Genomic DNA, 23,816 nt, shown 5'->3' on the forward strand with positions numbered 1-23,816 from the left:
CTTTTTTACATTACAAATACATCAAACACAAGGTCAAGATACTCATGACTAGACCAATGCCCCAGAAGAAGAAATCTACTTTCCATTCGCTCCAAGGCTCTCCGTGACCGCTCAAGCCACCTAGTTCAAAATGGTGATGAAGAGGGGTCATACGGAAAATTCGTTTGCCACCCGTTAGTTTAAAATAGCTAACTTGAAGCATCACTGAGCTTGTCTCAAAGACATAGACCAAACCGATAAATAACAGAGTCCACTCTTTATGAAGAGCCATAGAGATCGCGGCTAACATACCTCCTAAGGCTAGACTTCCAACATCTCCCATAAAGATTTTCGCAGGCTTGTGATTGAAAAGAAAGAATGCTAGCAATCCACCAATCATACTCACAATAATGAGCAAAATATCCAAACGACCTTCCATGACAGCAATCACAGCATAAGCAGTCAGGCTAATCACCACAGAAATACTCGCTAAGCCATCAATCCCATCTGTCAAATTGACCGCATTTGAAAAGCCAACTAACCAAAAAAGAACAAAAGCAAGATAGAAATACCCTAAATGAACAGGTATTCCAAAGACATCAAGAAGATCCGTACCGCCATGACGATCAAAGAAGATATAAAAGACGATTCCACCCACGATTTGAAGAGCTAATTTCTGCTTGGGGTTCAGCCCTTCGTTAATTTTTCGAAAGACTTTCAAAAAGTCATCCAAAAATCCAACAACACCATACAAGGCAAGGATAAATAAGACCATCAAGGCAGAACTTGTCAACTGCCCTATCGCAAAACCTAGCACTAGACTCACCACTAGAGAAGCTACCAAGAAAACAACTCCTCCCATGGTTGGTGTCCCTGCCTTGGCTTGGTGCTGCTTGACATCCTCATGCATTTGTTGCCCAGAAATACGGGCTTTTTGATAAAAACGGATAAAAGCTGGAATTCCCACACAAGTTGCAAGAAAGGTCAGAATACCAGCCACAATCACTACAAACATTGACTCTAATCTCCTAACGTTACAGTTAATTCTTTTATTTTTTTCATAGTCGCATTGACTTTGACACTTTGATCGACGACCCTCGTGCCTTTCCCTTTAAAGCTGACTTCAATCCCTAGCCATTCGCCAAAAATCTCGACATTTTTCTTGGTCCATCCATACATATCTGGCATTTCAGTAAAATCATTGGTTAAAATCAAGACCTGTTGATTGGCTTTAAGATTTTGCCCTGTCTCCACAGAGAGTTTTTTGATTTTCTTCCCAATCCCAAGAACGATTGGTTGCACCAAGTTGCGACGTAATTCTGCTGAGAAAGCTCCTGGTGAAATGTCTTGTTTGCCATCTTTTGTCGATGGCATTTTATAGGTCATCTCCTTGGTTGCTTGATCCAAAATCGGCGGTGTGCTTGTCAAATTCAAGCTATCCTTCATCGCCATCGCTTCTTCAAGAATTGGGTTAAACAAGACTGCCCACTCCACTGATTGGAAGAAATGCTCTGTTTGCTGCTCAGTCGCATAGAGGATAAATTCTGGATCCTCTGCTGGCACCATGGCTACCAAGGAGTTGATGTAGTCTGTCGCTCCAGTCAAGTAACCCCCACCATTTTCAGCAGCAATCTGCGCCGTTCCTGATTTGACAGCTACATTGTACTCTCCTACACGGACAACAGGAACACCATTGGTCTTATCAAATACCGTTCCAAAATAAGGGTCGGTTCCGACATTGATCATATATTTACGAGTTTCTTCTGCAGCTTTCTTAGAAACCGGATGTCCTACAATTTCAGACTCACTTTTTCTTACAGCTCCACTCTTGCTGTCTTGAATAGCACTGATAAATTTTGGCTCAATCATCACACCGTTATTTGCCACCGCCGAAAAAGCACGGAGCATTTGCACCTGAGTGACTGAGATCCCTTGTCCAAAAGCACTCATGGCAATGCTGACCTGATTGTCCACAGGAAGCTGCCCAAAGCCTTCGTAGTCCATCCCAAAGCGAGTCGGCAGCCCAAAGCGAAACTTACTCAAATAATCAATCCATTTGTCATCTCCGATTTTTTGCTGCAAAATCGTCATCCCAACGTTACTAGAATGCGAAAAGCCTTGTGGGAAAGTAGCTGTCAGAGGCACTGAGATATTACCAGAGTTGACATCCCAGTCACGAATAACCGCATCTGCAATCTTAAGTTCCGAACGGTCATAGTATTCATCAGCTGAAAAGGTTCCATTATCAATAGCTGACGCCATGGTCATGACCTTCATGGTCGAACCTGGCTCATACTGAGTCTGATAAAGAGCACTGCTTGAAGCTGTATTATTTAACTCTTCTAGCCCTTCTTTGGTATCAGGGTCAAAGGTCGGACGTTGTGTTGTTGCAAGAATCTCTCCTGTTTTTGCACTGACCAGTGTCGCACTGGCAAAGCGCCCCTTGACATTTTCTTGAAGCAAGTCCATACGGGTTTCAAGTAAAGTCTGTAAATCCGCAGACAGAGTCGTATAAACATCTTTTCCATCCTCTGTCTTGACCGACACCTGATCAGAACCTGGAATGATATTACCAGCCCTATCTTTTTCATAGGTGACAACGCCATCTGTTCCTGCCAAGATACTATTCATAGCTGCCTCAATGCCTGTCTGACCGACGAGAGTCTTACTGCCGTCTTCATTTTCCTGCAGCTGAGCAAGCCCTACTAATAAAGAGGCAAAATTCCCATTTTTATAGCTACGATTTGGACTGGTTGTAAAGGCAACCCCTTTGATCTTTGCTTTTTCCAATTCTTCCTTAATCGCACTCATATTGCTAAAGGTGATGCCATTTCCCTTCGCACCAAAGGAAACTTGCTGCAAGCCTTTTTGAGATAGCTGGCTTTTTACATAGTCTTTTTCCAAACCAAGGTAGTTATGAAAGACTTCTGCCACCTTGTCAAATTGCGACTCCTCAACATATAGGATCTCACCTGTTGCAGACTTATACTCTTTATTGATAATAGCATAGACATTATAAGACGTCGCATCTTCGGCAATCGGAAGACCATTTCGGTCGAAAATCGTTCCTCTCTTGGCGGGGATTTTAACCTCCACCTGATGGACTTTTTTAGCCCCTTCTGCCAAATTCACCCCGAACTTTTGATCCGTTCCAATGATAATGGCAAAGTTAATCAGAAAGACTAAAAAGAGAAAGATGGTCAACAGACTAAGACTCTTCCCCACTTGCCGCCTGTTTTCAGCAGGATTTTTTCGATTTTTTAAAGAATGTCTGAGAATTCTTTGCTTCCATTTATCCATACTTATTCCACCGTTTTAATATGTGCATTGGTTCGTGACATTTCTTTTGAATCTGCCAATTTTGACAAGCGCTCCATCCGGCTCAATTCATTGACTTCTTGCTTGGCATCATCTAGCTCTGTCTGCTTGACATTGATTTCTGCATTGACCTCAGTCAAATCACGTTGCACTTGCAACAATCTTGTCTGCATAAAAACAATCGAAACGGCCACAACAAGGGCTGTTAGGATAATGGATCCGTAGAAAAATTTCTCTGTCCTAGAAAATTGCTGGATTCGTGCTTGAAAGGCACGACTATTTCTTCTATCTGACATATCTCTCTCATTTCTGTATTTTTTTCGCCACGCGCAATTTCGCCGAATGAGCACGGTTATTGGCTGCTAGCTCGGCTTCACTTGGCAAAATCGGCTTTCTATTGACCAATTCTAGCTTGGGTTTCAAATCATCAGGAATAAAAGGAAGCCCTTTTGGCACATCGACCGTTGACGCCTCTTTAAATAGCTGCTTGGTCAAGCGATCTTCCAAGGAATGAAAGGTAATAACCGAAATCCGCCCATCTAAGGCAAGCAAGTCAATGGCTTGTTGGATAGAGTCGTCTGCTGCACCCAGCTCGTCATTGACCTCAATACGAATCGCTTGGAAAATCTGCTTGGCTGGATGTCCCTTTTTCTTTAATTCCTTAGCTGGCTTAGCTGATTTAATCACTTCTGCTAGCTCAGTCGTCGTTTCAATCGGCTTTTCACTTCGAACTTGCTCGATTTTTCGTGCAATTTGCTTGGAGAATTTATCCTCGCCATACTTAAAGAAAATCCGCACCAAATCATGGTAATCATAGCGATTCACAACCTCATAAGCCGTTAGTGACGCCGTTTGATCCATCCGCATATCAAGGGGGGCATCTTTTTTATACGAAAATCCGCGTTCTCGCTCATCTAGCTGAGGACTCGAGACTCCTAAATCATAGCAAATCCCATCAATCTCTTCTACACCTTGCTCCTGCAAGCGTGCTTTTAGATGACGGAAATTATCCTTAATAAAGGTAACCATGCCTTTTTCAATATAGGGTGCCAAGCGTTTTTGGGCATTCAAAATAGCCGTCTCGTCCTGGTCAAAGGCATAGAGATGACCTTTTTCACTTAATTGGCTCAATAAATACTCGCTATGACCCGCCCCGCCCAAAGTCGCATCCACATAGATACCGTCAGGCTTAACCGCTAGCTGGTCAATCGTTTCATGAAGAAGAACAGTTACATGGTGAAATTCATTTATCATATCCTTACCATTATACCACATTCTTCTGCTATTCTCCCTTAAAAAGAAAATTGAAGTTTTTTTATACTTTTTTGTCAATTATGATTGACATTTTTAAATATAGGAGTTATAATGAAAACGAAAACAAGTCAAGTATAATTGACATATTTTTTAGTTGTTTAGTTTTCATTTATTACGAGGCGACAAGTCGCAGGTAGAATTTAGGTTAGGCAAGACAAGTGAACGACGTAATAACTGAAAATGAAATGACTATATATAGAATGGAGGTCAAGATGAATCGCGTCACCTTCTATCGTAAGGAACAAAAACTCTCCCAGCTGGAGCTGGCAAAAGCCATTGGTGTCTCCAGACAGACCATTAACATGATTGAAAACGACAAGTACAACCCTACTTTGGAACTCTGTATCAATCTCGCTCACGCTCTCAAAACAGACCTAAACAGCCTTTTTTGGGAAGACTAGAAAGGAAATCCTATGGACAAGCACGAAAACTCTATCTCACTAGATCTAAAAACTCTTATTTTCTTTACCTTTAGTCAGATCATTTTAGCGACCATCATCATTGACGGCTATCTTCATGGGAAATCCTATCATCTTATTCTCCTGTATCTGTTCCTATTTGCCTTACATACGAATAAAATAGCCATTATCAAAAAGCAACCTGAAAAACTCGTCATCTATAATCTCCATCAAATCGTCGCAGAATTTGCCCTTCTCATCATTCTAGCAGTCGGTGTCGCAGTAGGTACGGTGAAACCTCTCCTTATCATCGCTCCCATCCTACTTGGTCTTCACATCATTTTCCTAAGCTATACAATCTTTAAAACCTTCAAGCAAACTAGAAAGGATAACAATCATGAAAACAAATACTAAATACATTCTCTCACTCTCCTCCGCCCTTCTTATTTTATTAGTCATCCGCCTAGCCTTTGCCAACTGGCAATTAGAACAGCTCCTCAACTGGAAAGTCATCGTCCAACTCCTTATTACACTCCTCTTTTTAGTCCCTGTTTTTTATATGAAATCTAATAAAGAAAAATAAGCTATACAGGAGAAGATTTATGAAAAAAGAAAATCTACACCTACGCTTTATCCGCTTCTTCTACAATATCACTGGAGAGTTAGATGAGTACACCATCCAAGAAATCAACTATTTTGGAAACAATATGTATATGCTCATTTGTGCAACTATCTAACTATCCATTATCATCTCTTTCTTGGGATTTGAAGACCTGTCTGAACTCGTCTCAATCCTAGGTTTTATCATTGCACTTACCAAACAAGAGCGACTTATTCGACGTCTAAGACTCCACAAACTTGAAATTACTCCTTCCGAGCTACCATTAGCACGCAAAAAGATGTTCAAGCGTACCCTTTTAGAAACAGCATGGATTGTCCTTGTGTCAATTATCACCTGTCTCCTACTTTGGAATCTGAATATTCCACAAGAGAGTGGTACAGGCTTTGAGACATTCTGGTACATGGCAGCACCTAGCAGTTCTATCCTCATCACGAGCATTGCTTTTGTCTGTCTATTTATGAAGAATCGTCGCAGAATTGTTATTGTCGAAGATTAGGAGAATCCCATGAACAAAGAAACCTTTATCGAAAAACTAATGAAACGCTTTTATGGCATTACAGGTCCCTTGGATGAATACAAGCGCAGAGAGCTTGATAGAATTGGCAATCTTTGCTTTATCTATCTCTTTTGGGTACTCTTGATTGGCAATCTCTGTGCCATATTGCTAGCCGACACGTACCCTGAAACCGTAGCCTTTGCCTATCCTGCTATTCTCACATTCTGCATCTTTCTTGCACTTAGCTATATCATCTACCGCACGCACAAACTTCACTTGATGGATATTGACGAGGAAGAATTAACGAAACAAGAACAGAAAAAAATGCGTTTTGCAGGACTAAAACAAGGCCTATTCTTTGGAATTTTCACATGGATATTTCACGGAACTTTCAACTTTATTGACAATAGGCCACTCATCGAAAGTTTCTTATCACCAAAATCAATCGTTATCCTTATCTTGAATACTCTATTCATGGGAATTTTCACTCATTTCTACCTCAAATGGCGGAAAAAATCTGCTCATAAAAACGATTAAAAAAGGAGCATTCCATGATTACAATCCAACCCTATCTCCATTACCAAGAAAAAGAAATCCTGCCACTCTATCAAGCAGTCGGATGGAGCAACTACACAAAGGATCCATCTATGCTACAAAGAGCCTATGTGCACTCACTCTGTACGCTTGGAGCTTATCACAAAGATCAGCTCGTCGGCATTATTCGAGTGGTAGGAGATGAGGCATCTATTCTCTATATCCAAGACCTCATTGTGCTGCCTTTTTATCAACGAAAGGGCATTGGAACAAAGCTCTTGAAGGACATTCTAAAACGCTACCCTAAGATCTATCAAATTGTCCTCTTGACAGACCAAACGGAAAAGACAAAACAATTCTACCAATCTTTAGGATTTAGCCCTGTTGACCAGCTAGAATGTCGTAGTTTCATCTATACAGGTACTCACTAGGAATCTTACAGCCTATAAGCATCCAAGAGCAAGACCAGGACAAACGTCTCCGATTTTGTTTTGTAGATTTAACAGTTTGACGCCGTCTTGTCTGGTTTGTAGAACATTGACACATCAATATTCTATTAGAAGAGGCTAGTGAATTGCTTTTCGCTAGAGCTATTTCCAACCTTTCATAATTCTCCATTATGAGAGCATTAACTTACGGGGTGTGAACAGTCCACTGGATGTTCATACCTAAGCTCGGAAACTAGAAAGCGAAGACGACAAAATCGATTTCCCTCACTCCAACTCTTTTTTTCTATGTAAATGGTTCCATTCATTGAAAAGCTTCCTATTTTAGGGTAAAATAGAATGAATACTATATATAGGAGATAACTATGAAGAAATTATTCTTATCTGTGTTGGCATTTCTCATGTTTACGCTGGGATTTGCCGACCTTGCCCATGCGGATGAGTATCTTCGGATTGGGATGGAGGCAGCCTACGCTCCCTTCAACTGGACGCAAGATGATGATTCCAATGGTGCTGTCAAAATTGAAGGGACCAATCAGTACGCCAACGGTTACGATGTCCAAATCGCGAAGCAAATCGCTAAGGAATTGGGCAAAGAACCCTTGGTTGTAAAAACCTCTTGGAACGGCTTGATTCCCGCTCTGACCTCTGGCAAACTCGATATGATTATCGCAGGGATGAGTCCAACAGCAGAGCGTAAAAAGGAAATTGCCTTTTCAAATAGCTACTACACCAGTGAACCTGTTGTCCTTGTCAGAAAAGACGGCGCCTTTGCCAACGCCAATACCTTGGAAGATTTTGATGGAGCAAAAATCACCTCTCAACAAGGGGTCTATCTCTACAACCTCATTTCTCAACTGAAAGGGGCAAAACAAGAGACAGCTATGGGAGATTTTGCTCAAATGCGCCAAGCTCTTGAGTCAGGTGTCATTGATGGCTATATCTCAGAACGCCCAGAAGCCCTAACTGCTGAAGCTGCCAACTCTGCCTTTAAAATGATTCAATTCAAAAAAGGCTTCGAAGCTGGTGAGGAAGATGCTTCAATTGCCGTTGGTATGCGAAAGGATGACAGCCGCATCGCGCAGGTCAATACTGCGATTTCTCGTATCACACCAGAAGATCAAGTCACACTCATGGACAAGATGATTAAAAATCAGCCCGTTGACACCGAGGACGAAGAAGCAAAACCATCATTTCTTGCCCAAGTCGCAAAAATCCTCCAAGAGAACTGGCCTCAATTCTTGCGCGGAACAGGTATCACCCTACTCATTTCCATCACAGGAACTATCGTGGGCTTAATCATCGGACTTTTGATCGGTGTCTATCGCACAGCCCCAATCTCAAGCAACAAAACGCTTGCGTTCTTACAAAAAGCCTTTGGCTGGTTCCTCAATGTCTATATCGAAATCTTCCGTGGCACACCGATGATCGTTCAATCTATGGTTATCTATTACGGTTCTGCCCAAGCTTTCGGTATTTCCATTGACCGCACGATTGCTGCGATTTTCATCGTATCGATCAATACCGGAGCATATATGAGTGAGATTGTTCGCGGAGGTATCTTTGCCGTTGATAAAGGTCAATTTGAAGCCGCAACCGCTCTTGGCATGACCCATAACCAAACCATGCGCAAGGTCGTCTTGCCACAGGTTATCCGCAATATTCTTCCAGCAACAGGAAATGAATTTGTCATCAATATCAAAGACACATCTGTATTGAACGTGATTTCAGTGGTGGAGCTCTACTTCTCAGGAAATACCATCGCTACTCAAACCTACCAATACTTCCAAACCTTTACCATCATCGCCGTGATTTACTTTATCTTAACCTTTACTATCACGCGCATCCTCCGCTATGTGGAGCGTCGCTTTGATACCGACAGCTACACAACAGGAGCTAATCAAATGCAAACAGGGGAGATGAAACTATGAGTCAAACCATTTTAGAAATCAAACACCTCAAAAAATCCTACGGACAAAACGAAGTCCTCAAGGACATCTCTCTAACCGTCCACCAAGGTGAGGTCATCTCGATCATCGGAAGCTCAGGAAGCGGAAAATCCACCTTCCTACGCTCGATTAACCTCTTAGAGGTGCCAACAGCTGGAGAAATCCTCTACCATGGCGACAATGTTCTTGAAAAAGACTACGACCTCACTCGTTATCGTGAAAAGCTGGGCATGGTCTTTCAATCTTTCAATCTTTTTGAAAATCTCAATGTCTTGGAAAACACCATCGTAGCACAAACCACAGTCCTTAAACGTGAACGAGCAGAAGCTGAAAAAATCGCCAAAGAAAACCTAAACAAGGTCGGCATGGGCGAGCAATATTGGTCAGCTAAGCCAAAACAACTCTCTGGTGGACAAAAACAGCGTGTCGCTATCGCTCGTGCGCTCTCCATGAATCCAGACGCCATCCTCTTTGATGAACCAACATCAGCCCTTGACCCTGAAATGGTCGGAGAAGTTCTGAAAATCATGAAAGAGCTAGCTCAGGAAGGACTCACTATGATTGTGGTGACCCACGAAATGGAATTCGCCCGCGACGTCTCTAGCCGTGTCATCTTCATGGATAAAGGCATTATCGCAGAAGAAGGGAAACCTGAGCAAATCTTTACCAATCCAAAAGAAGAGCGCACCAAGGAATTCCTTCAACGTTACCTACGCTAATCAAAACAGGAGTCGGTTTTATCCGAGACCACTGAAAAAGTCCCCTTAATATTTTATATGAACAGAAAACGAGGAATCTCTCTAGAATTAGAGTTGCTTCCTCGTTTCTTTTTGACTATTTTCGGTTTATTAGAGTCATAATTCGTTTCATATTGACCACAAAGATGGTTGTAGCTGCCTGTAACTCCATGTTGAAAAGACCTGATGCCCTGGCGACATCAAGACCATGTCTTTGTTTGAGTTCCGCATTCTTTGCTTCTATCTTGTAGCGATGTCTAGCCATTTCTTTAAAATAGGGTGTTTCCTGAAATCGTTTCTGAAAAAGATGGACATCACTTTTGATAGTAATGGAGTAAGTCTTTGATTTCGCACCATCTTTATAACATCCTTTTTTAGAAGGGCAAATCTTACATTTTTCAATATCAAAGTAATGGGTTGTTTTTTGGTTTCGCTTCTGATTCTTCTTACCAGTTCTTGCCTTACGAACAGCCATGTGCCCTTCGGGACAGACAAAGAGACCTGCGTCTTTATTAAACTCAAACGCATCCTCTTCTTTACGGTATCCTTTTGAAACAGAAGGATTTAGTTTTGAGACCAAATGAATCTTTTCTTCTCGAGCTAATTGAATATTCTCTTTTCCTGAATAAGCAGTATCACCAATAATAGTGTCTACTTCAACACCATTTTCCTTTGTTTTCTCATACAAGCTAGGAAGATATTTCCCGTCACTTTGCTCACCCGAAGTCACCACACAAGCAGTAATAATCCGTTCGTCCGTCATCGCAACATGGCTTTTATAACCATAGAAGGAGCTATCCGCTGTCTTATGTCCAACTCTAGCTTCTTCTTTGACAGAGGCTTGTAAGTGTTCTAAGTCATCATCAACAGCTTCTTTGAGGTAATTATACTTTTGTGAGACTGCGGGCAGAGCCAAAATGTTTTTGTGTTTTTCTACCACAGTCATGAGCTTCTCGGTATAAGCCAATTCCGCTTCAAGGTTATCTTCCTGAGGTTTATTTGGGAACTCAGTTTTGATGCTTTCAGAATACTGGTAGATCGTTCTTCGTAAGGCTCTTGAGCGTTCCCTAAGGACTTCTTGAGGTTTCTTCTGGTTGTAATGAGACTTAGTGTGCGTGGCATCCACGATAAGAAGTTTACTTTTAATCAAGTTGTGTTCAATGGCAATTTGAACAGATTTATAGATTAGTAAATCAAGTAAACGATCATCTTTAATCCGAAGTTTTCTAAATTTTGTCAGAGATGAAGGTTCAATGACAGAATCTTCAGGAGCTAGACCAAGAAAGAATTTAAAGGCCATATCTGAAAAAGAGCGCTCAACCACATCCACATCAGATAACTTGTAAATATCTTTCAACAAGAGATATTTGAACATCATAATCGGCGAATAGGCCTTGCGTCCAAAATCAAGGCGATAATTCTTTTCCAATTCATCATAAATAAAGCTAAAATCACAGAGTTCAGTTAGCTGGCGTAAAAAATGGGTTTTAGGAACTACAATATCATATAAACTAGTGTAAGGACTAACATCCAAAGTTAACGGATTATCAAGCATAATCTCTCCTCAACTCTAGTATAGCAAAAAGCCATCATTTTGATGACTTTTTCAGTGGTCTCGTTTCATCCCGCTCCTGTTTTTTGATCTGAAAAAAAGAGCCACAACGGCTCTTTTATCTGGCTCTATAATTTCTGTAGTGGGTAACTCCCGCCACAGGACTTATAGGGCTTTTTGAGTCTTGAATTTACAATATAAGTGCACAATAAAAACTCATAAGATTTTTTCTAGTAAAATAAAACTGAACAAACATCTTACGAAAGGAAATCTTATGAGCTACCATCATTTTACCATAGATGAACGAGAAAGTATTCTGATTTATCGTACTAAAGGGATGACCTTTTCTCAAATAGCACGACTATTACATCGGCACCCCTCAAGTATTAGTCGTGAATTAAAACGTCATTCAAAACAAGGCAACTATTCGCCTAGTAGGGCACAAACAGCTTATCATCTCGCTAAATCGCATTGTGGGCGAAAAAGGAAATTAGAAATAGACACTGAACTCAGTCAGACCGTCAAGCATCTTTTTCTTGAGTGTCAATGGTCGCCAGAAGAAATTGAGGGACGATTACGTTTAGAACGAGAAAGACCCGTCATTAGTTATCAAACCATTTATAGAGCTATCTATCGCGGTCACTTTGACGACACGCCTCTTTCACATCGTGCTCGTGGGGGTGTTCGCAAACTTCGTCACCATGGTAAAACACGCCATACACAATCCCATGTGGAAAAGCGAGGAAAAATTCCTATTTCTCATACCATTCATGAGAGGCCAATAGCAGCTAATGAACGCTCGAGAATAGGTGATTGGGAAGCCGATACTGTTGCTGGAAAGACTGGAAAAGCTTGCCTAGTAACACTCACTGATAGGCATTCCCGCTTCCTCAAAATTCAGAAAGTAGCTGTCAAGAAAAGTAAATTGGTTATAGAAGCCATGGTAAATATGTTAGAGTCCCTACCAAAAGAAACAGTGACTCCTGATAGAGGTAAGGAATTCTCAGGACATCCTGAACTCACCGAGAAACTAAATGTCGAAGTCTATTTTCCTGATCCTCATGCTCCTTGGCAACGAGGAACAAACGAGAATACAAATGGCTTATTGCGAGAGTATTTTCCAAAAGGAAGTGACTTAACACAGAGGTAGAACACTTGATCATTCAGGAATGGGAAGATAAATTAAACAACAGACCACGAAAATGTCTAAACTGGAAAACACCTTATGAAATTTTTTATGGGATAAATGTGCACTTAATTTGACAATTCGCCGTAGAAAAAAAGTCCCATATAATCTATAATGAAAAGCGACGAAACTCACATTAGAAAGAATCATATGGAACGACTTAATAATACCACAAATCTTATCGGAATAAAAGATAAAAATATCACCATCACTTCTGCTTACAAGTCTAAATCCCATATCCTCATTCAAGCAACCTTAGATTATCCTGCTCCTCCTTGTCCTCACTGCCAAGGAAAGATGATAAAATATGACTTCCAACGAGAATCCTCTATTCCTATGCTTGATATTCAAGGATTTCCTACTCTTCTAAAACTGAGAAAACGCCGCTTTAAATGCAAGTGTTGTCTACGTGTATCCGTTTCTCAAACGCCTCTCGTCAAGAAACATCATCAAATTTCTCAACCTATCTGGGATAAAATCACTCAACTACATACGGAAAAACTAACGAACTCCGATATTGCTAGAAGACTTCATATCTCTGTCTCTGTTGTACAGAGAAAACTGAATCAATTCTCCTTCAAGGAACAGTTCTCACAATTACCTAAAATCCTCTCCTGGGATGAATTCTCTCGAAATAAGGGAAAGCTGGCATTTATCGCTCAGGATTTTCAATCCAAAAAGATTATCACTATTCTTGAGAATAATCGGCAAACAACCATTAAAAACTATTTCCTCAAATACACGAGAGAGGTGAGGGAAAACGTCAAAGTCGTAACTGTGGATATGTCTGGTAACTATATTCCTATCATTAAATTCTTATTCCCGAAGGCAAAGATTGTTCTGGATCGTTTCCATATTATTCAGCACCTGAGCCGGGCTATGATGGCTACTCGGATTGCCATTATGAAGAACTGTGACAAGGGATCACTTCCTTATCGTGCTATGAAACATCATTGGAGAATCCTCCAAAAGGACAGCCGGAAACTCTCTAACAAACTCTTTTATTCTCGAACCTTTAGACAAACAGTAACCCCTAGAGAAGTAGTTCGAAAGACCTTAGACTTATCAGAGGAACTAAGATACTATTATGACCTTTATCAGCTCTTGATGTTCCATTTCCAAGAGAAGAACAGCGAGGCTTTCTTCGGACTGATTGAATAGGTTACACTAAACTAGACAGAAATTATAAAGTGTTCTACACTAAAGAAAACCAGAAGGAAAATATGTCTAGAAAAACACGTCGCTACTTCACAGATGAATTCAAACAACAAATCGTTGATCTTCACAAGGCAGGTATGAAACGAAGCGAGCTTATCAAAGAGTATGAGCTAACTCCCTCAACCTTCGATAAATGGGTTAAACAGGCAAGAACAACCGGTTCCTTCAAAACTGTTGATAACCTAACTGATGAGCAACGTGAGCTGATTGAACTCAGAAAACGAAATAAAGAGCTTGAAATGCAGGTCGATATCTTAAAGCAAGCGGCAGTGATTATGGCACGAAAAGGCAAATAATCACTGCGAACAAGAAGAATTACAGCATTTCAGCAATGTGTCGGTGCTTGAACATTCCGCGTTCTAGCTATTACTACAAAGCTGTGGAGTCTATATCCGAGGCTGGTCTCGAAGAAAAAATCAAACGCATTTTTCTCGAAAGCAAGTCCAGATATGGTGCTAGGAAAATCAAGAAATGTCTACAAGTACAAGGTATCAACTTGTCTCGTCGTCGGATTTCTCGCATCATGAAGAGACTGAATTTGGTTTCTGTTTACCAGAAGGCTGCCTTCAAACCACATGCTAAAGGGAAAAATGAGGCATCCATTCCAAACCTCCTAGCCAGACAGTTTCACCAAGAGAAGCCCCTGGAAGCTCTTGTGACGGACTTAACTTATGTCCGTGTTGGTAAGCGTTGGGCTTATATCTGCTTGGTCATTGACCTCTTTAATCGCGAAATCATCGGACTGTCAGCTAGTTGGAACAAGACTGCAGAGCTGGTCAAAGAGGATATTCAAAGTATCCCTTATGCGCTGACTAAGGTCAAGCTCTTCCATTCTGATCGAGGGAAGGAGTTTGATAATCAGCTGATTGATGAGATATTAGAAGCCTTTGGTATCACCCGTTCACTCAGTCAAGCCGGTTGTCCCTATGATAATGCCGTAGCCGAGAGTACCTATCATTCTTTCAAACTTGAGTTTATTAACCAAGAAACCTTCCATTCCTTGGAAGAATTAACTCTAAAAACCAAAGACTACGTTCACTGGTGGAACCACCACCGCATTCATAGCAGTCTCAACTACCAAACGCCTATGACTAAGCGAGTCATCGATTAAGCAAAAAAACACTTTACTCGTGGTGCTAGTTAATCTCGAAGTATCTCAGATTGTAAGCCAGTATAATTTGCTCCAGCCTTAACTGCAGACCTGCTACACCTCTAGTCAGTGTGTGTTCTATATCAAAAAGACCGCAAAGCTCTGAGAAGCGAGTCTCAATGGTTCGTCTCATAGCCATCAATTTCCAATGATTATGTTGTTTAGCTCCTGCCATATTTTGGCGTAAGGGAGTCCATAGATGATAGCCTTTTTGGGTCAAATGATCTTTAAGTTCCTTACTAAGATAGCCTAAATCTGCCAAAATATAAGGTTGTCGGCAATTTTCTAGTAAGTCATCAACTGCCCTAATATCATGGACTGATGCAGGTGTCACAACATAATTCAGAATATAGCCTGATAAAGTTACCAGCATGTGTACTTTGAATCCATAGAACCACAGACGTTTGGAAGCATTGTAGCCAATATCTGCTAAGTCGTTAAAAATACGTGTTCTATAGTTACGGGTAGGTTGGCAAAGTGGCAAGGGAAAGCTATCTATAATAACAATGGAACCAGGCGAGATTTTAGTATTCATTGCTTGTCTAATGACTTGAACTAACCAAATCAACTGTCTTGCTCGTCTATTAAAACGGCTTCGTTCAAGAAGATGACCACAAGGAAATAAGTAACAGAGACGGTAGAAATGACGTTGTGACTTAATCCCTAGTTCAGCTTGCAAGAGAAGTAAGACTAATAGAGATTGATCTGAAACCTTAGATAGACTGACATTATGACGATGTTTGAAAGATTCAGGACAATAATCCCTATACAGTTGATGACAAATTTTTGATAATTGCTTCAAATTCCATTGTAAGTGATGAGATTTAGCGGTATACTGTAAGTGGCTCATTTGGACTTCCTCCTGTTTGTTTCGGCACTTACAGTATAGTCCTTTTGGGCTTTTTATTGTAGTTTGAAATTAACTAGCACCACGAGTACACTTTATAAAATTTGTACAGAAAACTGTTGCCTTTTCATGACAACCTTTCTCAAATACAGACAATACATTACCAATGCACTTGAATTACCTTATTCAAACGCTAAGCTAGAAGCTACTAACAAACTTATCAAAGACATCAAACGACAAGCTTTTGGTTTTAGAAACTTTAAAAATTTTAAACCCCCGTTGTAAAATGAAGTGCAACAGAAAAAGACATGTTTATCTGATATACTAAAGTTGCTAAACAAAGTATAGAAAGATAGATAAACATGTCCACTACTGATTGTACCACAAAACGTTCTTATACGCATCTGACAGCTGGTCAGAGAGGGAAAATTCAGGCTTGGTTGTCTGATGGTCATTCCATGGCTGAGATTGCTCGTAGAATAGGTGTTCACCGTTCCAGCATCTCACGCGAGATTAAGCGTGGCTCTGTCCAGCAAGTCAAGAAAGTCAATGGTAAACTCGTTTATTTTCAGGACTATTTCGATGAGACAGCCCAAAATCTGGCTGAAAAGAGGCGGGAGGCTGTTTACTGTCTGAAACTTGAAAAGGTCTCAGAGTCTTTCCTAACCGCCTTTACGGAGGCCATGTTGGCTAAGCCAAGAATTCATAGTGTCGATACCTTTATTCATGCCTATAAGCAGGACAATCCTGATGAGCTAGTTCCCAGCACTAAAACCATGTACACCTATATTCATCAAGGATTACTGGCAGTTAAGCCTATTGACTTACCTCGTGCCGTGCGACTAAAACCAAAGGTCAAGAAGCGTACATCAACTAAGAAGCATTTGGGGACTTCCATTGAGGAACGCCCAGAAGAAATCAATAATCGTTCTGAGTTTGGACATTGGGAGATTGACTCTGTCCTTGGATTGAAAACAGCTGGAGAGCCATCTATCCTGACCCTGGTTGAACGCAAGACACGCTACGCGATCACCGTCTATCTGGCTGGAAAGAAGGCGGAGTTTGTGAACGAAGCCGTGTCTCAACTCCTTAAGGATTACCCCATCAAATCCATCACAGCGGATAACGGGGCGGAGTTTGCGACTCTGAGTCAATTAGAAGGGGTTCAGGTGTACTATGCTCATGCCTATTCCTCACACGAACGAGGCACCAATGAGAACTTTAACGGCTTGCTTAGGGAGTTTATCCCAAAAGGTAAATCGCTCAAATTCATCACAGCTGAGAGCTTAGCTACGGCTACCTCAGCCATCAACCAGAGACCAAGAAGATTATTAGGCTATCAGTCTGCCAAAACCCTGCTTGGGCTAGCCCAAGCAGCCTAATGCCCACTAAACTTTGTATCAGATAGACACTGTTGCACTTAACTTGACAATTCGGCTAAAAATTTTAAAACAAAAATTCTCATCGCTTTAAACATACAAAAAGAGAGAACCAACCTGATTCTCTCTCGTATGGGATAATACTTCACCCACTACAGTTGACAAAGTGCCCTTTTATCTTCCTATGATAGAATATCACAAAAAATATGTAAACTAGCTAACCCTATACATGAAAAGCAGGCTTACACCTGCTCTTTTTGAAGATTAGTCTTCAAATTTTTCATGATTTTTGTCGTAGAAATCAATCAAGCCAAGTGCTGTTTCAAATGAAATATTTTTCACTTTTGCACGGCCTTGCGCAAGGGCGATAATTGACATCTCACGGGCGTTTGTTTCTTTACTAATACGATAGCCTGTGATTTTTTTGTCACGTACCCAGCTAACAACTGATTCTACTTTTTCAAAGTTTGACTTAGCCATTTCCTTCTCCTATTTTATTACTTCCTTCTTATTCTAAAAGTTTTTAGACGATTTGTCAATAAAAAAACTTTGAAGCATGAAAATTAATAATTCAGAATTTTCTTTATTTTGCCTTTAATGCCGATAATATTTGGGTGCGAATGTTCTCAACTCCATCGGGGTTAGCAGGTAAGAAAATTGTATTATTTCCCTGTTTTTCTGCAAAATTATTCAATGTATCTAAATATTGATTTGTCAAAAGGATGGACATAATTTGCTCTTCTGAAAGCTCGACATTAGCGCCGCGTAACTCCTTGATCGAGTCTGCCAAACCATCAACAATGGCTTTACGTTGCTCAGCAATCCCTACCCCATGAAGGCGATCTTTTTCTGCCTCTGCTTCAGCTGCCGTTACGATTTTAATCTTGTCTGCTTCAGCCAATTCCTGCGCTGCAACTCGTTTTCTCTGCGCTGCATTGATTTCATTCATGGATTGCTTTACTTCGGCATCTGGTTCAACCTTCGTAATCAAAGTTTTTACGATGATATAGCCATAAGTGGACATTTCTTCTGCCACTTGCTTTTGAACTTCGAGGGCAATTTCATCCTTTTTCTCAAACAATTCGTCCAAGGTTAACTTTGGAACGGAGGAGCGAAGGGCGTCTTCAATATAGGATTTGATTTGAGCCTCTGGTCGAATCAATTTGTAGTAGGCATCCGTGACGTTATTTTCATTCACACGGTATTGCGTGGCGACATTCATCGTCACAAAAACATTATCCTGCGTCTTGGTCTCAACGACAATCTCGCTCTGCAAGAGACGCAACTGCACACGCGCAGCAATATGATCAATTCCAAAAGGCAAGCGTAAATGAATCCCGCTGTTGCTCAATTTTTGGTATTTCCCAAATCGCTCAATAATGGCTACGGATTGCTGACGAACAACATAGACAGAGCTAAAACCCACCCCTATCGCCAGAAAAAGTAACACCATCAACACAATAAACACACCAATTCCTGTCATAGACATCCCTCCTTCTTTTAGTTATAGGCTATTATACTCCTTTATAATTGATATTGCAAATAAAAAATAATAAAAATAGACATATCATACGGATTTAGACTAATAAACTATACAAGGTTTCATTTCCACGTAGATTGATGTACGAAGGATCGAATTTCTCCATACGCTCAATCAAACCAGCATAGTCATGCTTATCACCGAGCGCCACTCCGATAAGAACTGGTCCTGTTCCCTTGCTAGCCCGCTTGATATACTCAAAACGGGTAATATCATCATTTGGCCCCAAGATGTCTGTCACAAACTCACGTAGAGCTCCTGGACGTTGTGGGAAATTCACGACAAAATAATGCTTAATTCCATCGTAAATAAGCGCCCGCTCTTCCATCTCTGGCATACGGTTGATATCGTTATTACCTCCTGAAATGATACAGCAAACCGTTTTTCCTTTGATGTATTCGCTCAAAACTTCAAGTGCTGCGATACTAGCTGCACCAGCTGGCTCCGCAACAATTCCTTGCTTGGAATACAGGTCAATCAAGGTTTCAGAAATCAAGCCCTCATCGACACCGATGAGATTTTCTACGTGCTTGCGAGTCACTTCATAGGTCAGTTGACCGACTTTTTGCACGGCAATTCCGTCTGCAAACTTATCAATCTCTTTCAGTTTAACAGGACCACCTGCTTCAAAGGCTGCCTTCATGCTGCGTGCACCTTCCGCCTCCACACCGATGACTTCGATGTCTGGATTTTTTTCCTTGATATAGGTCGCAACACCTGCGATCAAGCCACCACCCCCAACAGGTACCAGAACCGTATCAAAATTGATAGACTCTCGCTCGGCTTCTTCCATAATCTCATAGGCAACTGTCCCTTGACCTGCCTGCACATGAACATCATCAAAAGGCGCGATAAAGGTGCGGTTTTCACGCTCGGTAAAGTCCTGTGCCGCCTTAGCAGAAGCATCAAAGGTATCTCCAACTAGCTTGATGTCCACCATATCGCCACCAAAGAAACGAACCTGTCCAATTTTCTGTTGCGGCGTAGTAATAGGCATGAAAATCGTTGCAGGAATTTTCAATTCATTGCAGGTAAATGCTACTCCTTGCGCATGATTTCCTGCACTGGCACAGACCACCCCACGCTTGCGCTCGTTTTCACTTAACTGCGAAATCGCATAATAAGCTCCACGAATCTTGAAAGAGCGCACACGTTGGGCATTTTCCCGCTTGAGATAAATCTTTGCCCCATACTTTTCTGACAAATAGCGATCATAATCGAGCGGTGTATAGACTACCACATCCTTTAATACCTTATGAGCTCGGACGATGTCCTTGGCTGTTAACATAGTTTCTCCTTTTCCCTCATTTCTGTCTAGCATGAAAAATAAAGTGAGAAAAATCGCGTTAGTCACATCAATTTCCCTCACTTCTTTATCTCCTTGTCCTATTCAGAACAAATAATGTCACAATCTAATGAATTCTGTCTTAATCTTAGTTGTAGATTTTGAAGGCATCGTCATCATTTTTACCGACAAATGGCATCGCTTTACGAAGCTCTGCTCCCACTTTTTCAATTTCAAGGTCAGCAGCTGCTTTGCGGTATTCTTCCATGCGTGGACGACCTGCTTTGTAGTCTTCAACAAAGTCATTAGCAAATTTGCCAGATTGGATGTCTGCAAGGACAGCCTTCATGTTTTCTTTGACTTGGTCAGTAATCACACGAGGACCTGATACATAGTCTCCAAATTCAGCTGTGTTTGAGATAGATTGGCGCATTTTCTTAAAGCCACCTTCGTAGATCAAGTCAACAATGAGTTTCATTTCATGGAGCACTTCAAAGTAAGCCAATTCTGGCGCATATCCTGCTTCTGTCAAGACTTCAAATCCAGCTTCCATAAGGGCTGTCAAACCACCACAGAGAACGGCTTGCTCCCCAAACAAATCTTCTTCAGTCTCTTCTTTAAAGGTTGTCTCAAGCAATCCAACACGGGCTGAACCAACACCTTTTGCCCAGTCCATAGCGATATGCTTGGCATTGCCAGTCGCGTCTTGGTAAACCGCATAAAGGGCTGGCACACCAAAGCCTTCTTCAAAGGTACGACGAACCAAGTGACCAGGTCCTTTTGGCGCACACATAAAGACATCGACTTCTGCCGGAACCTTGATAAATCCAAAATGGATGTTGAATCCGTGAGCGAAACCAAGCGCATTTCCAGCTTCCAAGTTTGGTCCGATTTCTTCTGCGTAAAGGTCTGCTTGAATTTCATCAGGCGCCAAAATCATGATCACATCTGCTTGTTTTGCAGCTTCTGCTACTTCAAATGTCTCAAATCCGTCTTCTTTTGCCTTGTCAAATGACTTACCAGCACGCACACCGATGATCACGTCATGACCTGTATCACGCAAGTTTTGCGCATGGGCATGACCTTGTGAACCGTATCCGATCACGGCGATTTTTTTCCCGTCAAGTGCTGCTACTGTTACATCTTTTTCGTATTGCATTTCTACTGCCATATTTCTTCTCTCTTTCTTCATCTTTAATTTGCCTGTTAGGCTGTCTTTACTCCGTGTAAGGATTTAATCACGTGTAAATCCAGTTGCGCCTGTTCGTGCGATATTTTTAATTCCGTAAGGACGAATCACACGCAAGAGGGCTTCACTCTTTTCTGCATCTCCAGTCATCTGAATGGTGATAGAGCTTGGCGCCACATCAACAACTGTCGCTCGAAACGGCTGAATAATCGCCAAAATCTCTGCCCGCTTGCTGGCTGGTGCTGCCATTTTCACCAAGATCACCTCTCGCTCCAAGTGTGGCTTGTCCGTAATATCTCGAATACGAATCACATCGATTTGTCGATTTAATTGCTTGATAATCTGCTCCACCTCATTAAGAGATGCTACATCAATAATAATCGTAATCCGTGATACATTTTCGTCTTCCGTCGCTCCGACAGAAATACTCTCGATATTGACCTGACGTCTCGAAAGAACTCCTGTAAAGCGGTTCAAAACACCTGAGCGATTTTGCAGTTTTGCTGTTAACATTCTACGCATGGAACTTCACCCCCAACATCTCTGCATTGCTCTTGCCCGCAGGCACCATTGGAAGCACATGCTCTTTTCTGGAAATATCCACTTCAATCAGCATCGGTACATTTTCTTGAAGAACTTCCAAATCATCGTACAAGGTCTCAGGATTCGCAAACTTATAGTGCTTAATGCCATAAGCTGCGGCTAACAGTTGAAAATCCGGCTCGCTTTCAAACACTGACTCGCTAGTCCGTCCCTCATAGAAGGATTCTTGCCACTGACGCACCATGCCCAAGGAGTGGTTATTGAGCAAAATAACCTTGATCGGAATACCGTATCCATTTAAAATAGCCAATTCTTGGTTAGTCATCTGAAAGCCACCATCTCCGACAAATAAGACCACTTCCTTGTCTGGATTGGCTAATTTAGCACCGATAGCTGCTGGAATCCCAAAGCCCATCGTCCCAAGTCCGCCAGAAGTGACCAACTGACGTTCCTCCTTATAAGGATAGTACTGAGCAGCCCACATCTGGTGTTGCCCAACGTCTGTGACGACAATCGCCTCACCTTTTGTCAACTCACCCACGCGCTCAATGACTGCCTGCGGCTGTACCACGCGCTCTTTTTTATCATAGGAACGCACGCGACGTTTATTATCAGTCACACGCTCAATCCATTTTTCAGTATGATTTTTAACCATAGGCTCATCCAGTAGCATTTGAAGCGTTTCCTTAGCATCTCCTACCACAGGAATATCCACCGCAATAATCTTGCCAATCTCTGCTGGGTCAATATCCACATGAACAACTTTGGCATTTTTCGCAAAGGTTTTCGGATTTCCCGTCAGACGATCATCAAAGCGCGATCCAATATTGATCATAAAATCTGTCTCGGTCATAGCGATATTAGCCGCATAAGAGCCATGCATCCCTCCCATACCCAAGAATAAAGAATGGTCAGTCGCAATCGTTCCTTGCCCCAAAAGGGTTGTCACCACAGGAATCTGATAACGCTCTGCAAAGGCAATCAAATCCTTTGAGGCTCCAGCGTAGCTAACACCACCCCCTGCTAGGATAACAGGCTTCTTTGCCTTGGCTAATTGCTTGATAATCTTTTTAATCTGCAATTCATTTGGCAAAGTAACTGGCTGATAACTAGGCAAATCAACAGTCGTATCATAGATAAAATCTGTCTCCTTAGCCGACACGTCCTTTGGCAAATCAATCACCACAGGACCCGGACGACCCGTTGTAGCAATATGAATGGCTTCTGTAATCACGCGCGGAATTTCAGCTGTTTCACGCACTTGGTAATTATACTTCGTAATCGGCATGGTAATACCGACAATATCTGCCTCCTGAAAGGCATCTTTTCCGATCCCTGAAATGCCGACCTGCCCTGTAAAGACAAGGAGTGGCACACTGTCACTCATAGCATCGGCAATCCCAGTAATGGCATTTGTCGCCCCAGGACCACTGGTCACAATCGCTACACCAATCTTTCCAGTCGATTTGGCATAGCCCTCTGCCTCATGCAAACAGCCCTGCTCATGACGTCCCAAGATATGACGAATCCCTTTGAACTGATAAATCGCATCATATAAAGGCAATACAGCGCCACCAGGATAACCAAAAATCGTATCCACACCTAATTCTAATAAGGTATCTAGCAGTAATTCCGAGCCTGTTTTAGGCGACTCAAGCGTGATTTTTTTCATACATCTCCTTTCAGTAATTTTCAATTTTCTAAAAATTCTAAAATCTTTCTACTATAATACCATTTTTGAAAAAAATTGCAAGAGAATCTTATCGAAAATTCAGATTTTTTCTATAAATCCGAATTTTCCGACTAAATACTCACAAAAGAATAAACAAAAGAGAATGGGACTCAATCGCGATTTCGAAGAAATCAATTCTGTTAACTTCGCTTTCCAATTTTTAGGCTCAGGTATGAACAGTCACTCCCCTGACTATCTTCGCTTTCTAGTTTCCGAGCTCAGGTATGAACAGTCCACTGGACTGTTCATATCCCGCAAGTTGATACTTTCATAATTGAAAATTGTGAACGGTTGGAAATAGGGCTAACGAAAAGCAATTCGCTAGCCCCTTCTAATAGAACGTTGATTTATCAATGTTTTACAAAGCAGACAAGAGTGCGTAAAACTGTTAGAACTATAAAA

At 41.5% G+C, this 23,816-nt stretch carries 23 protein-coding genes and 3 pseudogenes; 14 read left to right on the top strand and 12 right to left on the bottom strand.

The genetic code is table 11. The features are described from left to right. Window positions 1–10 precede the first annotated feature (10 nt). From mraY to rsmH, 4 genes are read right to left on the bottom strand one after another with little or no spacing between them, the layout of a single operon-like run. Complete coding sequence (gene mraY, locus AB1I63_06385; GenBank protein MEW4354512.1) at window positions 11–994, bottom strand: phospho-N-acetylmuramoyl-pentapeptide-transferase; 984 nt, start codon at window positions 992–994, stop codon at window positions 11–13. A gap of 5 nt (window positions 995–999) precedes the next feature. Beyond that, on the bottom strand, window positions 1,000–3,279 hold the full coding sequence (gene pbp2X, locus AB1I63_06390) for a penicillin-binding protein PBP2X (protein MEW4354513.1): 2,280 nt from the start codon (window positions 3,277–3,279) through the stop codon (window positions 1,000–1,002). Between the two features lie 2 nt (window positions 3,280–3,281). Beyond that, window positions 3,282–3,593, bottom strand: a complete 312-nt coding sequence (gene ftsL, locus AB1I63_06395) for a cell division protein FtsL (protein ID MEW4354514.1) — start codon at window positions 3,591–3,593, stop codon at window positions 3,282–3,284. A 7-nt stretch (window positions 3,594–3,600) separates the two neighbouring features. Continuing rightward, the gene (rsmH, locus tag AB1I63_06400; GenBank protein MEW4354515.1) at window positions 3,601–4,551 is read right to left on the bottom strand and encodes a 16S rRNA (cytosine(1402)-N(4))-methyltransferase RsmH; all 951 of its coding nucleotides are present in this window, start codon (window positions 4,549–4,551) and stop codon (window positions 3,601–3,603) included. A 272-nt stretch (window positions 4,552–4,823) separates the two neighbouring features. On the opposite strand from rsmH, the gene AB1I63_06405 reads away from it, so the two are divergent. The 9 genes from AB1I63_06405 to AB1I63_06445 all read left to right on the top strand — a co-directional run bounded on the left by AB1I63_06405 (window position 4,824) and on the right by AB1I63_06445 (window position 9,775). Next, on the top strand, window positions 4,824–5,012 hold the full coding sequence (locus AB1I63_06405) for a helix-turn-helix transcriptional regulator (GenBank protein ID MEW4354516.1): 189 nt from the start codon (window positions 4,824–4,826) through the stop codon (window positions 5,010–5,012). Window positions 5,013–5,024: 12 nt separating this feature from the next. Continuing rightward, entirely contained in the window at window positions 5,025–5,423 is a 399-nt protein-coding gene (locus tag AB1I63_06410; protein MEW4354517.1) for a hypothetical protein, read from the top strand. Beyond that, window positions 5,407–5,592: a hypothetical protein gene (locus AB1I63_06415; protein MEW4354518.1), complete on the top strand. Its 186-nt coding sequence runs from the start codon at window positions 5,407–5,409 to the stop codon at window positions 5,590–5,592. Before AB1I63_06410 ends, AB1I63_06415 begins: the two co-directional genes overlap by 17 nt. Before the next feature lie 19 nt (window positions 5,593–5,611). Beyond that, entirely contained in the window at window positions 5,612–5,746 is a 135-nt protein-coding gene (locus AB1I63_06420) for a DUF3278 domain-containing protein (protein ID MEW4354519.1), read from the top strand. 162 nt (window positions 5,747–5,908) lie between these two features. After that, the gene (locus AB1I63_06425) at window positions 5,909–6,127 is read left to right on the top strand and encodes a hypothetical protein (GenBank protein ID MEW4354520.1); all 219 of its coding nucleotides are present in this window, start codon (window positions 5,909–5,911) and stop codon (window positions 6,125–6,127) included. A 9-nt stretch (window positions 6,128–6,136) separates the two neighbouring features. Further along, window positions 6,137–6,664: a DUF3278 domain-containing protein gene (locus tag AB1I63_06430; GenBank protein MEW4354521.1), complete on the top strand. Its 528-nt coding sequence runs from the start codon at window positions 6,137–6,139 to the stop codon at window positions 6,662–6,664. Between the two features lie 14 nt (window positions 6,665–6,678). After that, window positions 6,679–7,092, top strand: coding sequence for a GNAT family N-acetyltransferase (locus AB1I63_06435; protein ID MEW4354522.1), 414 nt, complete (start codon window positions 6,679–6,681; stop codon window positions 7,090–7,092). 380 nt (window positions 7,093–7,472) lie between these two features. After that, window positions 7,473–9,038 (top strand): ABC transporter substrate-binding protein/permease, encoded by a 1,566-nt coding sequence (locus AB1I63_06440; protein MEW4354523.1) that lies wholly within the window; start codon window positions 7,473–7,475, stop codon window positions 9,036–9,038. After that, complete coding sequence (locus tag AB1I63_06445) at window positions 9,035–9,775, top strand: amino acid ABC transporter ATP-binding protein (GenBank protein ID MEW4354524.1); 741 nt, start codon at window positions 9,035–9,037, stop codon at window positions 9,773–9,775. Before AB1I63_06440 ends, AB1I63_06445 begins: the two co-directional genes overlap by 4 nt. A 115-nt stretch (window positions 9,776–9,890) precedes the next feature. On the opposite strand, the gene AB1I63_06450 is transcribed toward AB1I63_06445, so the two are convergent. Beyond that, complete coding sequence (locus tag AB1I63_06450) at window positions 9,891–11,348, bottom strand: IS1182 family transposase (GenBank protein ID MEW4354525.1); 1,458 nt, start codon at window positions 11,346–11,348, stop codon at window positions 9,891–9,893. A gap of 271 nt (window positions 11,349–11,619) precedes the next feature. On the opposite strand from AB1I63_06450, the pseudogene AB1I63_06455 reads away from it, so the two are divergent. The 3 genes and pseudogenes from AB1I63_06455 to AB1I63_06465 all read left to right on the top strand — a co-directional run bounded on the left by AB1I63_06455 (window position 11,620) and on the right by AB1I63_06465 (window position 14,860). Continuing rightward, window positions 11,620–12,608: pseudogene (locus AB1I63_06455) on the top strand (IS30 family transposase). 73 nt (window positions 12,609–12,681) lie between these two features. Next, window positions 12,682–13,689, top strand: a pseudogene (locus tag AB1I63_06460) (ISL3 family transposase). Between the two features lie 65 nt (window positions 13,690–13,754). Further along, a protein-coding gene (locus AB1I63_06465) for an IS3 family transposase (protein MEW4354526.1) occupies window positions 13,755–14,860 on the top strand; the annotation gives its coding sequence in 2 pieces (ribosomal slippage) (window positions 13,755–14,031 and window positions 14,031–14,860; 1,107 coding nt in all). Window positions 14,861–14,885: 25 nt separating this feature from the next. Here AB1I63_06465 and AB1I63_06470 read toward each other — a convergent pair. Further along, a complete protein-coding gene (locus tag AB1I63_06470) occupies window positions 14,886–15,749 on the bottom strand; it encodes an IS982 family transposase (GenBank protein ID MEW4354527.1) in 864 nt (287 codons plus the stop codon). A gap of 126 nt (window positions 15,750–15,875) precedes the next feature. Between AB1I63_06470 and AB1I63_06475 the strand changes: the two are divergent. Beyond that, a pseudogene (locus AB1I63_06475) lies at window positions 15,876–16,031 on the top strand (transposase). 77 nt (window positions 16,032–16,108) lie between these two features. Then, entirely contained in the window at window positions 16,109–17,128 is a 1,020-nt protein-coding gene (locus tag AB1I63_06480) for an IS30 family transposase (GenBank protein MEW4354528.1), read from the top strand. Between the two features lie 261 nt (window positions 17,129–17,389). On the opposite strand, the gene AB1I63_06485 is transcribed toward AB1I63_06480, so the two are convergent. The 6 genes from AB1I63_06485 to AB1I63_06510 all read right to left on the bottom strand — a co-directional run bounded on the left by AB1I63_06485 (window position 17,390) and on the right by AB1I63_06510 (window position 23,354). Further along, on the bottom strand, window positions 17,390–17,605 hold the full coding sequence (locus tag AB1I63_06485; GenBank protein MEW4354529.1) for a hypothetical protein: 216 nt from the start codon (window positions 17,603–17,605) through the stop codon (window positions 17,390–17,392). 103 nt (window positions 17,606–17,708) lie between these two features. Further along, complete coding sequence (locus tag AB1I63_06490; protein ID MEW4354530.1) at window positions 17,709–18,614, bottom strand: SPFH domain-containing protein; 906 nt, start codon at window positions 18,612–18,614, stop codon at window positions 17,709–17,711. 88 nt (window positions 18,615–18,702) lie between these two features. Continuing rightward, window positions 18,703–19,953: a threonine ammonia-lyase IlvA gene (gene ilvA / locus AB1I63_06495; GenBank protein MEW4354531.1), complete on the bottom strand. Its 1,251-nt coding sequence runs from the start codon at window positions 19,951–19,953 to the stop codon at window positions 18,703–18,705. A gap of 145 nt (window positions 19,954–20,098) precedes the next feature. Next, complete coding sequence (ilvC, locus tag AB1I63_06500; GenBank protein ID MEW4354532.1) at window positions 20,099–21,121, bottom strand: ketol-acid reductoisomerase; 1,023 nt, start codon at window positions 21,119–21,121, stop codon at window positions 20,099–20,101. 63 nt (window positions 21,122–21,184) lie between these two features. Continuing rightward, window positions 21,185–21,661, bottom strand: coding sequence for an acetolactate synthase small subunit (gene ilvN, locus AB1I63_06505; protein ID MEW4354533.1), 477 nt, complete (start codon window positions 21,659–21,661; stop codon window positions 21,185–21,187). Then, window positions 21,654–23,354 carry an acetolactate synthase large subunit gene (locus tag AB1I63_06510; protein MEW4354534.1) on the bottom strand — a complete coding sequence of 567 codons (1,701 nt, stop codon included), beginning with the start codon at window positions 23,352–23,354 and terminating at the stop codon, window positions 21,654–21,656. The genes ilvN and AB1I63_06510 overlap by 8 nt, the downstream gene beginning before the upstream one ends. Window positions 23,355–23,816: the final 462 nt, after the last annotated feature.

This window comes from Streptococcus pneumoniae (assembly GCA_040719455.1).
In the GTDB taxonomy this organism is placed as follows: domain Bacteria; phylum Bacillota; class Bacilli; order Lactobacillales; family Streptococcaceae; genus Streptococcus; species Streptococcus pneumoniae_G.